11 protein-coding genes and 1 pseudogene are annotated in these 14,061 nt (G+C 46.2%); 11 read left to right on the top strand and 1 reads right to left on the bottom strand.

All coding sequences use genetic code 11. The features are described 5' to 3' along the window. The first annotated feature begins 4 nt into the window (after positions 1-4). Entirely contained in the window at positions 5-790 is a 786-nt protein-coding gene (locus PUN32_RS00830) for a helix-turn-helix domain-containing protein (protein ID WP_274721323.1), read from the top strand. 94 nt (positions 791-884) lie between these two features. Here PUN32_RS00830 and PUN32_RS00835 read toward each other — a convergent pair whose 3' ends face one another. Next, positions 885-1,373, bottom strand: coding sequence for a hypothetical protein (locus PUN32_RS00835; protein ID WP_166014702.1), 489 nt, complete (start codon positions 1,371-1,373; stop codon positions 885-887). Positions 1,374-1,996: 623 nt separating this feature from the next. On the opposite strand from PUN32_RS00835, the pseudogene PUN32_RS14095 reads away from it, so the two are divergent. The 10 genes and pseudogenes from PUN32_RS14095 to rpsA form a co-directional block, all read left to right on the top strand. Then, positions 1,997-2,110: pseudogene (locus PUN32_RS14095) on the top strand (TolB protein); the annotation flags it as partial. 293 nt (positions 2,111-2,403) lie between these two features. After that, complete coding sequence (gene tig, locus PUN32_RS00840) at positions 2,404-3,705, top strand: trigger factor (RefSeq protein ID WP_274721324.1); 1,302 nt, start codon at positions 2,404-2,406, stop codon at positions 3,703-3,705. Between the two features lie 105 nt (positions 3,706-3,810). Beyond that, on the top strand, positions 3,811-4,437 hold the full coding sequence (clpP, locus tag PUN32_RS00845) for an ATP-dependent Clp endopeptidase proteolytic subunit ClpP (RefSeq protein ID WP_166014704.1): 627 nt from the start codon (positions 3,811-3,813) through the stop codon (positions 4,435-4,437). Positions 4,438-4,516: 79 nt separating this feature from the next. Continuing rightward, positions 4,517-5,797, top strand: coding sequence for an ATP-dependent protease ATP-binding subunit ClpX (clpX, locus tag PUN32_RS00850; RefSeq protein ID WP_166014705.1), 1,281 nt, complete (start codon positions 4,517-4,519; stop codon positions 5,795-5,797). Between the two features lie 122 nt (positions 5,798-5,919). Beyond that, positions 5,920-8,289 carry an endopeptidase La gene (lon, locus tag PUN32_RS00855; RefSeq protein ID WP_274721325.1) on the top strand — a complete coding sequence of 790 codons (2,370 nt, stop codon included), beginning with the start codon at positions 5,920-5,922 and terminating at the stop codon, positions 8,287-8,289. Between the two features lie 174 nt (positions 8,290-8,463). Continuing rightward, positions 8,464-8,736 (top strand): HU family DNA-binding protein, encoded by a 273-nt coding sequence (locus tag PUN32_RS00860; RefSeq protein ID WP_166014707.1) that lies wholly within the window; start codon positions 8,464-8,466, stop codon positions 8,734-8,736. A gap of 153 nt (positions 8,737-8,889) precedes the next feature. After that, positions 8,890-10,749, top strand: a complete 1,860-nt coding sequence (ppiD, locus tag PUN32_RS00865) for a peptidylprolyl isomerase (protein ID WP_274721326.1) — start codon at positions 8,890-8,892, stop codon at positions 10,747-10,749. A 136-nt stretch (positions 10,750-10,885) separates the two neighbouring features. Next, the gene (locus PUN32_RS00870; protein WP_166014709.1) at positions 10,886-11,197 is read left to right on the top strand and encodes a ComEA family DNA-binding protein; all 312 of its coding nucleotides are present in this window, start codon (positions 10,886-10,888) and stop codon (positions 11,195-11,197) included. 219 nt (positions 11,198-11,416) lie between these two features. Continuing rightward, a complete protein-coding gene (gene cmk, locus PUN32_RS00875) occupies positions 11,417-12,094 on the top strand; it encodes a (d)CMP kinase (RefSeq protein WP_274721327.1) in 678 nt (225 codons plus the stop codon). Positions 12,095-12,202: 108 nt separating this feature from the next. Continuing rightward, positions 12,203-13,873, top strand: a complete 1,671-nt coding sequence (gene rpsA / locus PUN32_RS00880; protein WP_166014711.1) for a 30S ribosomal protein S1 — start codon at positions 12,203-12,205, stop codon at positions 13,871-13,873. The last annotated feature ends 188 nt before the right edge of the window (positions 13,874-14,061 follow it).

Raw genomic sequence — 14,061 nt, forward strand, 5'->3', positions numbered from 1 at the left:
AATAATGAGTCAGGCTATCGTCCAAACTGGGCAGTTTAAAGGTTTACGTAAACAACCTCTGCATAATGTGTTGATTTACGCGCCGACGATCATCTGGGTGACGCAAGGCGATAAACAGCTCTGGTGGCATGATACGACGCTGAATTTTAACGCTACTGATTGGCTGCTGTTACCCGCCAATCAGTACCTGACTTTTGTGAATGTGCCGCAGCAAGCACAATTTTATTCGCGTACTTTAACCTTATATCAAGCCCCTCCCGCAGAATGGATCGCACAATCGAACCAATCAGCGCTCAGTCAGCCGCCGAAAATTAAAGTGACGTCTGCTTTAGCTTGGTGCTTTGAGCTGGTTTACCAAATGCATCAACAGTCACTTGCGACAGAGACGCAGCGCCAACTGGTACTCGGCTTGTATGCCCAGTTACGTGAGGCCAATGCGCTGCATTTGCTGTTTCCAAGCGCGAATGCTTCGATGCGTGAGCGTGTCGCACGTTATCTGAGTGTCAATCCGGGTGATGAACACAGCATCGAAACGGTGGCCACACACTTTGCGATGAGTCGCGCAACCTTGGCTCGTCATTTAGCGGGAGAAGGGAGTGGCTTTCGTGAAGTATTGAGTGAAGTACGGATGAACTATGCGCTCGCCTTGTTGCAAGAGTTACGCCCTCTAATGGAGGTAGCGCTGGCTTGTGGCTATCAATCACTGACCCGTTTTTCTGCGCGCTTTAAGCAGCAGTTTCAATTAACGCCTTATCAATATTCACAAACTTTGTTGGCTGAGATGAAATAACATTGGGTGAGGTTAATGAGGTTAATGAGGTTAATGAGGTTAAATAGTATAAGAGCCACTTCACGTGGCTCTTACTGTATCGGCTAGTGCGAGATTAAATGCCTGCGCGCTTGAGTAATCCAGCCATCAGTGCTGAGCTGGATTTCACTTGCTTAGATTTGTTCAGCAAATTTTTCGCGAGGGTTGGATTATCAATCCCTTTGGCGATAAACGACATCGCATGATAAAAATCACTGGCTGATTTAACTTTTTTTGCATCATTCAGTGGTGCCAGCAGTTTCACCATTTCGGTGCCTTTCATCTTTTTCTCGGTAGCATACACTTCCACCGCATCCAGTAGTAGGTCGAGATCGCCCATCGCTTCGGCGCTTTCTACCCCTTGTTTTTTCATCTCTTTTTGGTTGCGTTTACGCAATTGCTTGATCATAAACGCAGGTTTATTGATCTTTCTAAACCCCAAATACCCGGCCGCGATCACCAGTACAATTCCGCCGACCACATATCCCCAGATTGAGCCGCTAGATTCAACAACAGGCTGAACGGTTTGGGTAGCAAATTCGACGGTAGTGGAAACATCAGACATCTTACAAATCCTATCGGTGGTGCTTCGAAACAGAAGCGAATAATGAATCTGGCGCGGTCGATGACGCATTGCGATACGTCAATCTTTATTGAAAAGCACAACTTTTTCACCAGCTTTACTGCCATCAATGGGGATGGCTTGCTACAAAACCAAGTCAATTATCGCTCACGGCTCTATTTGCTTACTCACTTTGCTGGGAAAGCTCACAAAAATTGCCGCACGAGAAGAGCTGCGAGCTGCAGTCATTTATGTCACGAAAAATTAATTTTTCAATGCGTTGCTGATTTTTTGAAACTTAACCATATTGTCATTACAGTGTCATAAACATAAAGCTCAAGGGGTTCACTATGGAACACGTTGAAATGGTACAACCTAGTGTGCTAGGTGTTGTGGGTCGTATTTTAGTGTTTTCCTTGCTGGCATTAGGAGTCACTTTCATCCTGCTGTAATGGCACAATCCGCTTCCTACTTGAACTGCCGCGGTGTTGGCTACGTTCGTTCACCCCAATCATATAGTTTGTCTATGCGCATGGGGACTCACTCACTTGCCGCCTACCTGCAACTCCAAGCTGTTTGGGTATAAAAATCGCCAAGCCGAGTTCAAAGCTCGGCTTGCAAAATAAGAGCAAGATCTCCTTTTCTGCTTTTCAATAAAAAAAAGCCTCGATTCCATTGAAAAAGCCTATATTGTCCCCATTTTAGAATCGTTAGAGGTTCCCTTGTGGTGGAATTTTTAGCACTTGATTGGGTTTTCAGAAGATTGGCTTGACTATGACGGGGATTCACTCGACAGCTTAGGCTGTGGTCGTTAGAATGTCGCGTCTGAAATTTTGTCCTGAGACTAATCGGAGATACCTTTAGTTAAAGATATCGCTCATTAGTCTGGTTTTCGGGTCATGTACTTGAAAACCGATGCTCAATATTTACATTTCAGTGTTCAATCGGGCACAACACAACAATGCCGTCTCACCTTGTGGTGTTGGCGCATGATGCTCAGAGATCCTGAGCCAGTTTTTGAGGTTTAGAAATAATGCAAGTTACTGTTGAAACCCTAGAAGGCCTACAGCGCCGTCTGAATATTACTGTTCCAGCTGCCAACATTGAAGACGCTGTAACATCAGAATTACGCAATATCGCGAAGAATCGTCGTTTCGATGGTTTCCGTAAAGGCAAAGTGCCAATGGCGATGGTTGCAAAAATGTACGGTAAAGCTGTGCGTCAAGATATGCTGGGCGAAGTCATGCACCGTCATTTCATTGAAGCGATTGTGAAAGAGAAAATCAATCCAGCGGGCACTCCGACTTTTGCTCCAGTAGAAATTGCTGAAGGCAAAGATCTGGTTTTCACTGCAACATTTGAAGTGTACCCAGAAGTTGAACTGAAAGGTCTAGAAAACATCAACGTAGAAAAACCAACTGCTGAAGTGACTGACGCGGATGTGGCAGAAATGCTGGAAACACTGCGTAAGCAACAAGCGACTTGGAAAGAAGTTGACGAAGCTGCAGATAACGGCAAACGTGTTTCTATCGATTTCGTTGGTTCGATTGATGGTGAAGAGTTTGAAGGCGGTAAAGCGGAAAACTTCCCTCTGGAAATGGGCGCTGGTCGCATGATCCCTGGTTTTGAAGACGGTATCGTTGGCAAAACTAAAGGTATGGAACTGGTGATCGACGTGACATTCCCAGAAGAGTACCACGCAGAAAACCTGAAAGGTAAAGCTGCTCAGTTCGCGATCAAAGTGAACAAAGTTGAAGCGCGTGAACTGCCAGAGCTGAACGATGAGTTTGTCGCTCGTTTTGGTGTTGCTGAAGGTGGCGTTGAGGCTCTGAAAGCGGAAGTGCGTAAGAATATGCAACGTGAACTGCATCAAGCCATCAAAGCGCGCATCAAAGAGCAAGCGATTGAAGGTTTGGTCAAAGAGAACGAAATCCAAGTTCCTGCGGCACTGATCGAGCAAGAAGTGAATGCGCTGCGTCAGCAAGCAGCACAACGCTTTGGTGGTAATGTTGAAGCCGCTGCTCAACTGCCAAGTGAACTGTTCGAAGAGCAAGCGAAACGCCGTGCTATGGTTGGCCTGCTGCTGGGTGAAGTGATCCGTACTTATGATCTGAAAGCGGACGAAGAAAAAGTTCAAGCGCTGATCACTGAAATGGCGACGGCGTACGAAGACCCAACAGAAGTTGTGGCTTACTACGAGCAAAACCAACAGTTGATGAACAATATGCGTAACGTTGCTCTTGAAGAGCAAGCGGTAGATGCGATCATTGCGAAAGCACAAGTAACTGAAAAAGCAATCAGCTTTAGCGAGCTGATGAACCCAGTTGCCGCTTAATCAGCAAACTGTCGTGTAGAAGGTTGACGTAATAAGCAATCATCTGCTAACAATGGTCCGTGTGATACCCATCATTCGGGCCATTTATTTTAGGGATATAAGGCTATGATCTATCAAGAAAAAAATGCAATGTCGCCGATTGTTGACGCACTAGTGCCTATGGTGGTTGAACAAACCTCCCGTGGTGAGCGTTCCTACGACATCTATTCTCGCCTACTTAAAGAGCGGGTGATTTTCTTAACTGGTCAAGTAGAAGATCACATGGCAAATCTTGTTGTGGCTCAACTGCTTTTCTTAGAATCTGAAAACCCTGATAAAGATATTTTCCTCTACATCAACTCGCCAGGTGGCAGTGTGACCGCAGGGATGTCGATCTACGACACCATGCAGTTTATCAAGCCTAATGTGAGCACTGTGTGTATGGGGCAAGCTTGTTCAATGGGTGCTTTCTTGCTTGCCGGTGGTGCGCCAGGTAAGCGTTATGTGCTACCGAATTCACGCGTGATGATCCATCAACCACTGGGCGGATTCCAAGGCCAAGCATCGGATATTCAAATCCATGCACAAGAAATTTTGACCATTAAGAATAAGCTGAACCGCTTACTGGCTGAGCACACCGGTCAACCACTCGAAGTGATTGAGCGTGACACGGACCGTGATAACTTCATGTCGGCCGATCAAGCAGTAGAGTATGGTTTGGTGGACGCGGTGCTCAAACATCGCGCTGGGTAAGCGGGTAATTGTATAACGCATTTCTGATGGAATTGTTATACACTCAAACCAAAATGAGTAAAGGCTAAGAGGTTAGCGAATGACAGATAAAAGCAAAGAGGGCGGTAGCAGTAAACTGCTGTACTGCTCTTTCTGTGGCAAAAGCCAACACGAAGTTCGCAAACTGATCGCAGGTCCGTCGGTATACATTTGTGATGAGTGCGTTGATTTATGCAACGACATCATTCGTGAAGAGATAAAAGATGTTCTACCGCGAAAGGAATCGACGGCGTTACCAACGCCAAGAAAGATTCGTGAACATCTTGACGACTATGTGATTGGTCAAGAACACGCCAAAAAAGTGTTAGCGGTTGCGGTATATAACCACTACAAGCGTTTACGTAATGGTGATACGACAGGGGATGGCGTTGAACTTGGCAAAAGTAATATTTTGCTGATTGGCCCAACCGGTAGCGGTAAAACCCTGCTGGCAGAAACACTGGCGCGTTTGTTGGATGTGCCATTTACGATGGCCGATGCGACCACGCTGACCGAAGCGGGTTACGTGGGTGAAGATGTAGAAAATATTATTCAAAAGCTGCTGCAAAAATGTGATTACGATGTCGCTAAAGCAGAGCGTGGTATTGTCTATATCGATGAAATTGACAAAATTTCTCGTAAGTCAGAAAACCCATCGATTACCCGTGATGTCTCGGGTGAAGGGGTTCAGCAAGCGTTGTTGAAACTGATCGAAGGCACGGTAGCCTCTGTGCCGCCACAGGGTGGACGTAAGCATCCGCAGCAGGAATTCCTGCAAGTGGACACTTCAAAAATCTTATTTATCTGTGGTGGCGCTTTTGCTGGCCTAGATAAAGTGATTGAACAGCGTGTGGCAACGGGCACTGGTATCGGTTTTGGTGCGGATGTGCGCTCTAAAGATAACAGCAAAACCTTGAGTGAACTGTTTACTCAGGTTGAACCAGAAGACTTGGTGAAATACGGTTTGATCCCAGAATTTATCGGTCGTTTGCCTGTTACGGCAACGCTGACTGAGCTGGACGAAGCGGCATTGATTCAAATTCTGTGTGAGCCGAAAAACGCATTGACTAAGCAATATGCGGCGTTGTTTGAATTAGAAAATGTTGACCTTGAGTTTCGTGAAGATGCGCTAAAAGCCATTGCGGCTAAAGCAATGAAGCGTAAAACCGGGGCACGTGGCCTACGTTCTATCCTTGAAGCGGTACTGCTAGAAACCATGTACGAACTGCCTTCAATGGATGAGGTCAGTAAAGTGGTGATTGATGAATCTGTGATCAACGGTGAGTCAGCTCCGCTGCTGATCTACAGCGCCAATGAGAGTCAAGCCGCAGGCGCAGAGTAATCTCAAGTAACAAAAAATAATCAGGAGGTATTCAATACCTCCTTTTTTTTATTCTGTCATTGAATCCAGTCAGTTAGCCCCCATATACTGCGTAACAAATGCAAAGCGGAAGAGAGAAAAATATGAACTTGGAGCGTTCCGAGCGTATCGAGATCCCCGTACTACCCCTGCGTGACGTGGTTGTCTACCCACATATGGTCATCCCTCTGTTTGTTGGCCGCGAAAAATCGATCCAATGCTTAGAAGCAGCGATGGATCACAACAAGCAAGTTCTGTTGGTCGCCCAAAAGAAAGCGGAAACGGATGAGCCGACAGTGGCCGATTTATTTGAAGTCGGGACCATCGCCACCATCCTACAATTGCTGAAATTACCTGACGGTACGGTAAAAGTGCTGGTTGAAGGGCAGCAACGCGCCAAAATTACCCAGTTCTATGAAGAAGAGTATCTTTTGGCGGATGCGCAGTATCTGATCACCCCTGAGCTGGATGAGCGTGAGCAAGAGGTGGTGGTACGCAGCGCAATTAATCAATTTGAAGGCTTTATCAAACTGAATAAAAAGATCCCGCCAGAAGTGTTAACCTCACTTAACGGGATTGATGAAGCGGCGCGGCTAGCGGATACCATTGCGGCGCATATGCCACTCAAATTGGTTGATAAACAAAAAGTGCTCGAATTGCTCGACGTGACTGAACGTTTAGAGTTTTTGATGGGACAAATGGAGTCCGAAATCGAGCTGTTGCAAGTCGAGAAGCGTATTCGCACTCGAGTTAAAAAACAGATGGAAAAATCGCAGCGTGAGTACTATCTGAATGAGCAGATGAAAGCGATCCAAAAAGAGTTGGGTGAAATGGAAGACACACCTGATGAATTTGCTACGCTGCAAAAGAAAATCGAAGATTCGAAAATGCCTAAAGAGGCACGCGAGAAAACCGAGCAAGAGCTGCACAAGCTGAAAATGATGTCGCCGATGTCAGCGGAAGCAACCGTAGTGCGCAGTTACATTGATTGGATGATTAATGTGCCGTGGACTAAGCGCAGCAAAGTCAAAAAAGATCTCGCCAAAGCGGAGGAGATCCTCAACGCCGATCATTATGGGTTAGAGCGGGTTAAAGAGCGTATTCTAGAATACCTCGCGGTACAAAGCCGAATTAACAAGCTGAAAGGGCCGATCTTGTGCTTAGTTGGACCGCCGGGGGTGGGCAAAACCTCACTAGGCCGTTCAATTGCTGCCGCTACTGGTCGCCAATATGTACGTATGGCACTGGGTGGCGTGCGCGATGAAGCAGAAATCCGTGGTCATCGCCGTACCTACATTGGCTCTATGCCGGGTAAGCTGATTCAAAAGATGGCGAAAGTCGGGGTTAAAAACCCGCTGTTCTTGCTCGATGAAATTGACAAGATGTCCTCTGACATGCGTGGCGATCCCGCTTCTGCCTTGCTAGAAGTGCTCGATCCAGAGCAAAATAATTCGTTTAACGACCACTATCTGGAAGTCGATTACGATCTTTCTGATGTGATGTTCGTCGCGACATCCAATTCGATGAATATTCCGGGGCCACTACTCGACCGGATGGAAGTGATCCGCTTATCGGGTTACACCGAAGATGAAAAACTCAATATTGCCAAAGATCATCTGGTCAATAAGCAAATTGAACGCAATGGCCTGAAAGCTAGCGAAATTGTTATCGAAGACTCAGCGATTGTTGGCATCATCCGTTACTACACCCGTGAGGCTGGAGTGCGTGGTCTAGAACGTGAAATTTCCAAAATTTGCCGCAAAGCGGTGAAGAAAATTTTGTTGGATAATAGTGTTAAAACCGTAGTGATTAACCAACAAAACTTAAAAGAGTTTTTGGGGGTTCAGCGTTTTGACTATGGCAAGGCGGAAGAGAGCAACCGAATTGGCCAAGTTAACGGTTTAGCTTGGACCGAAGTGGGCGGCGATCTGCTGACCATTGAAACCCAATCGATGCCTGGGAAAGGCAAGCTCACTCAAACCGGTTCGCTTGGCGATGTGATGCAAGAGTCGATTCAAGCCGCGATGACCGTGGTACGCTCGCGCGCTGAAAAATTGGGCATCAACCCCGATTTTTACGAGAAAAAAGATATCCACGTGCATGTGCCAGAAGGTGCCACGCCTAAAGATGGCCCAAGTGCGGGTATCGCGATGTGTACAGCATTGGTATCGAGCTTGACTGGCAATCCAGTCAAAGCCGAAGTGGCGATGACCGGTGAAATTACCTTACGTGGTGAAGTATTACCGATTGGTGGTTTGAAAGAGAAGTTGCTGGCAGCACACCGCGGTGGGATTAAAACCGTGCTGATCCCGAAAGATAATGAGCGTGATCTGGAAGATATTCCGGACAATGTGATTGCCGATCTGCAAGTGCTACCAGTGCAGTGGATCGATGAGGTACTCAAGGTTGCCTTAGAGCAAGACCCGACCGGGGTTAGCTTTGAGAGCAAAAAGAGTGATGCGCAGCAAAAATAAGTAAATCTTTACGCTGATAGACCTAAAAAGGCTTGTCAGCGTTTTTTTTGGGCGCTAACGTTACGAGCTATAGCTTGTAGCCCTGATGCAACAAGGCTTTAGGCTAGTTTTAAACTTTAATGGAACGAAATCGGCACCGATAAAATAATAAAGGGTGACCAAAGGGGAATCACAGTGAATAAGACACAACTAGTAGAACAAATTGCCGCTAATGCAGACATTTCTAAAGCCTCTGCAGGTCGCGCTCTTGATGCATTTATCGAAGCGGTAAGCGATACGCTTCAATCTGGTGACCAAGTGGCACTGGTTGGTTTTGGTACATTCAGCGTACGTACTCGTGCCGCGCGTACTGGCCGTAATCCAAAAACCGGTGAAGAGATCAAAATCGCTGAAGCAAAAGTGCCTGCATTCAAAGCAGGTAAAGCGCTAAAAGACGCTTGTAACTAATTTGAATCAAGATTTTGCGGTTTTTTTGCAAAATCTCTGCGAACCTTTTGAAATTATGCGCATCCTACTGATGCGCATTTCTTTTTCTGATATTATCGCGCCATTCACTTTGGGCTTATAGGCCTGATATCAACCCCGGAGAGTAGTAGCATTATGATGGATCGATTACGCGAAGGCGTGAACAGCATCGCGGTTAAAATTATCCTTGGATTAATTATCCTGTCTTTCATTTTTGCTGGTGTAGGTAACTACCTGATCAGTGGTGGTAATAATGCGGCCGCTAAAGTAGGCAATGCAGAAATCAGTCGTGGTGACTTTGAGCAAGCCTATCAAAACGAACGTAACCGTATGCAAGCTCAACTGGGGGATTATTTCTCCAATTTACTGGCGGATCCGGCTTATGTTGCTTCTTTCCGTAAATCAGTACTTGATCGTATGGTCAACGATTTGTTGATTGAGCAATATGCCGCCTCACTGGGTTTGCGTGTCAGTGATCAGCAAGTGCGACAAATGATTTTAGAGATGCCACAGTTTCAGCTACAAGGTCAATTTGATCAGGAACTGTACCAAACGGCGCTACGCCGAGCAGGATTCTCGCCTGATATGTTTGCTGAGTATTTGCGTACCGATTTAGTGCGTAACCAGTTAATCAGTGCATTGCAAGGCAGTGAATTCAGTTTGCCTGGTGAAGTGAATTTACAAGATCAATTGATCTCACAAACACGAAATATCCGCACCATTGCTTTATCCTTGGCTGATTTTGCCCAAAAAGTGACTCTGAGTGATGAAGAGATTGAGCAATATTACCAAGCGAATACTGAGCGTTTCACGCGTCCAGAGCAGATCAAAGTCTCTTACATTGAGCTGTCAGCCGATGGATTAAAAGCGACTTTGAGCATTGATGATCACGCTGCACAGCAGTTCTATCAAGAGCATCTGGACAAATACTCCACGGCAGAGCAGCGTAAGGTAAGTCATATCCTGATTGAGGGCGATGATGCGCAGTCAGCACAGGCCATTTTGGATCAACTGAAGGCGGGTGGTGATTTTGCAACTCTTGCCCAACAAAAATCGCAAGATGTAGGTAGCGCGCAAGATGGTGGCTCATTGGGCTGGATTGAGCGTGATACGATGGATCCGGCTTTTGAGGCGGCGGCATTTGCACTTACCGAACCTAACCAAGTCTCAGGTTTGGTCAAATCGGAATTCGGTTATCACATCATTCGTCTGGATGAAGTGAAAGCCCCAGTGGTTAAGCCATACAGTGAGGTTGAACAAGCGATCAAACTAGAACTGGCCGATCAACAAGCATTAGATAGTTTCTATGCCAAACAAAGTGAGTTGGAAAAGCTGGCTTTTGAGCATGCCGATTCTCTGGATGACGCCGCTAAAGCCATTGCTGCTAGAGTGGAGCACACTGAGTTTGTCTCATTCGCACAACTTCCCGATCCACTGGCAATACCTGCCGTCCTACAGGTTCTCAAATCAGCAGAAGTTAAAGAAGATGGCCTTAACTCTGAACTGATTGAAGTAGCACCAGAGCATGTCGTGGTGGTGCGTGTTGAGGAGTCACGTCCTGAAACCCTATTGCCTTTGGCTGAGGTCAAGGCTCAAGTGGTTGAGCAATTGTCTCGCATGAAAGGTGAACAGCAAGCCTTAGAGTTGGCTAACCAACTGGTTGCTGGTTTAGCGGCGGGTAATAGTGCGCTACTGAGCGAATCTGGCTTAGCGTTTGGTGAATCGCAAATGATTGATCGCAGCTCACCACTGGCCAATACCGTTTATGCGATGGTTAAACCGCAAGATGGACAGCAAGTGTACGCACAAGCTAAAGATTTTGATGGCAACATTGTGGTGATTGAACTGAATAAGGTAGAAAGTAAAACCACCCCAGCTTACCATGAGCAAATTGCTAGCCAACTACAACGGATCGGTGCACAGCAAGATTTGACTGGTGTGGTTAGTGTATTACGCCAAAGTACTAAGATTGAATATCACATTGCGACCGAATAAGCAGTTACGATGTAATTGATATGTTTAAATAAACGGGCTATAGCAATAGCCCGTTGTATTTATATTAAACTGTAATTTTCGCCTCGATTTAACCTCGCTATGCTGCGGACTCCATAACCCAATATGAGAGTCTATTATGCAATTCAAAACTAGAATGATGACGGCCTTGCTTGTACTGTGTTTACCTGCGGCTCCGATGTTGACTTGTGCACAAGAGGCGACATCGGTTGCACCGATCGAAGAAGGGATAGTGATCACGGTAAATATTAATACCGCATCAGCAGAAGAGCTGGCTACTTTACTGAAAGGGGTTGGTATTAAGAAAGCACAAGCGATTGTGGATTATCGACAAACCAATGGCCCGTTTGCGAGTGCTGATGATCTTACCCAAGTGACTGGAATTGGAGAGTCTATCGTGCGCCAAAATGCAGCAAGAATTTTGCTATAAACTGGCTGATGATTTGGCACTGTCAGTGTGTGGATCGGATTTAACACGAATACTCATTGTGAAACTCGGCTTAGGCCGAGTTGATTTTTTTAACTGGATCGGCTTTTTCTGGCTATTCTCAGGACTCTTACCTAGCACCTCGACGCCTTTACACTTATAATTCTACGCCGAAAATGCGGACGTGCTCTCGACCGCCTAAAACAAAAAGTGGAGAAAAACATGTCTTCTCATACGCCGATTGTTACCGTTGATGGGCCTAGCGGTGCAGGTAAAGGCACATTGTGCATGTTGTTGGCTAAACAACTCGGTTTTCAACTTTTGGACTCCGGAGCGATCTATCGCGTACTCGCACTGGCGGCGCTTCATCATGGGGTAGATCTTGAATCGGAACCGGCGCTAGTTCCTCTGGCGACCCACCTTGATGTTCAATTTATTGCCGAAGGCGATTTGGTCAAGGTTATTCTCGAAGGTGAAGACGTTTCTCGTGAATTGCGCAAAGAAGAGACGGGTATGGCGGCATCAAAAGTTGCCGCATTGCCACGTGTTCGTGAAGCGTTGCTACGTCGTCAACGCGCATTTGCTAGTGGTATTGGTTTAGTCGCGGATGGGCGCGATATGGGAACTGTGGTTTTCCCAACGGCAGAAGCCAAAATCTTCCTTGATGCTAGCGCAGAAGAAAGAGCGCGTAGACGCTTCAAGCAGTTGCAACTCAAAGGGCTTGATGTTAAATTTGACGCCCTTTTAAGCGAAATTCAGCAAAGAGACGATCGCGATAGAAATCGTACTGTGGCTCCTTTACGTCCTGCTGAAGACGCGTTAGTGCTAGATTCAACCGCATTGACTATCGATCAAGTGGTTGAACAAGCGCTACAATATATCGAATCTAAACTGGTGTGAGTTAATCACGTCAGGTGAGAACGTTGGTCGCAAGGATGATGACCGGCGAAGCTAATAACCCCATGTGGTAGGATACCCGTGGCCGTTTACTTATTGAAGATTAAATAAATGACTGAATCTTTTGCTCAACTCTTTGAAGAGTTTCTGAACGAGACCCAATTCCAACAAGGTACCATCGTTAAAGGTACTGTAGTAGCGATCGAGAACGGCTACGTTCTGGTTGATGCTGGCCTGAAGTCTGAGTCTGCTATCCCTGCTGAACAATTCAAGAACGCTGCTGGCGAACTAGAAGTTCAAGTTGGTTCTGAAGTAGACGTAGCTCTGGACGCGGTTGAAGATGGTTTCGGTGAAACTCAACTTTCTCGTGAGAAAGCGAAGCGCCATGAAGCTTGGATCGTACTTGAAAAAGCTTACGAAGAAGCTGCAACTGTTATCGGTATCATTAACGGTAAAGTTAAAGGTGGTTTCACTGTTGAACTGAACGGCATCCGTGCGTTCCTACCAGGTTCTCTGGTTGACGTGCGTCCAATCCGTGACACTGCTCACCTAGAAAACAAAGAGCTAGAGTTCAAAGTTATCAAGCTAGACCAGAAGCGTAACAACGTTGTTGTTTCTCGTCGTGCAGTGATCGAATCTGAAAGCAGCGTAGAGCGTGATGAACTGCTGGAAACTCTGCAAGAAGGTACTGAAGTTAAAGGTATCGTTAAGAACCTGACTGACTACGGTGCATTCGTTGATTTGGGCGGTGTTGACGGTCTGCTACACATCACTGACATGGCTTGGAAACGCGTTAAGCATCCATCAGAAATCGTTAACGTTGGTGACGAAATCCTAGTTAAAGTACTGAAGTTCGATCGTGATCGTACTCGCGTATCGCTAGGTCTGAAACAGCTAGGCGAAGATCCATGGGTAGCAATCGCTAAGCGTTACCCAGAAGGTCACCGTCTGTCAGGTCGTGTAACTAACCTAACTGACTACGGCTGCTTCGTTGAAATCGAAGAAGGCGTTGAAGGTCTGGTACACGTTTCTGAAATGGACTGGACTAACAAGAACATCCACCCATCTAAAGTTGTTAATGTTGGCGACGAAGTTGAGGTTATGGTTCTGGATATCGACGAAGAACGTCGTCGTATCTCTCTAGGCCTGAAACAGTGTAAAGCTAACCCATGGCAATCTTTCGCTGAAGCGCAAGCTAAAGGCGACAAAGTAACGGGTAAGATCAAGTCTATCACTGACTTTGGTATCTTCATCGGTCTAGACGGCGGTATCGATGGTCTGGTTCACCTGTCTGACATCTCTTGGAATGTACCTGGAGAAGAAGCAGTTCGTGAATTCAAGAAAGGCGACGAAATCTCTGCAGTAGTTCTGGCAGTAGACGCTGAGCGTGAGCGCATTTCTCTGGGCATCAAGCAAATGGAAAATGATCCATTCAACGCTTATGTAGCAGACAACAAGAAAGGTGCTCTGGTTAACGGTACTGTTACTGCAGTTGACGCGAAAGGCGCAACCATCGAGCTGGAAGACGGCGTTGAAGGTTACATCCGTGCTTCTGAAGTATCACGTGATCGTATCGAAGATGCATCACTGATCCTGAGCGTTGGTGACAAAGTTGAAGCGAAATTTACTGGTGTTGACCGTAAAAACCGCGTAATCAACCTGTCTATCAAAGCAAAAGATGAAGCTGAAGAGCAAGAAGTAATGGCAACTCTGAACAAGCAAGATGAAGCTGCGTTCGGTAATGCTATGGCTGACGCTTTCAAAGCGGCGAAAGGCGAATAATAGCTTAACGCAAATAGATAAAAGGAGCCGCAAGGCTCCTTTTTTGTGCTTATCATCTCATGCTGGCGAACAGAGCTGAATAACGACTAAACGTGGCGAAATCGTATGATGATACGCACGGTTAATAAGCTGAATGATGAATCTAGAATAAGAGTCGGTTCACGATCAAATTCTTTTTATCCAATGTA

Origin of the sequence: Vibrio chanodichtyis (assembly GCF_028863985.1) — a bacterium.
Taxonomy (GTDB): Bacteria; Pseudomonadota; Gammaproteobacteria; order Enterobacterales; family Vibrionaceae; genus Vibrio; species Vibrio chanodichtyis.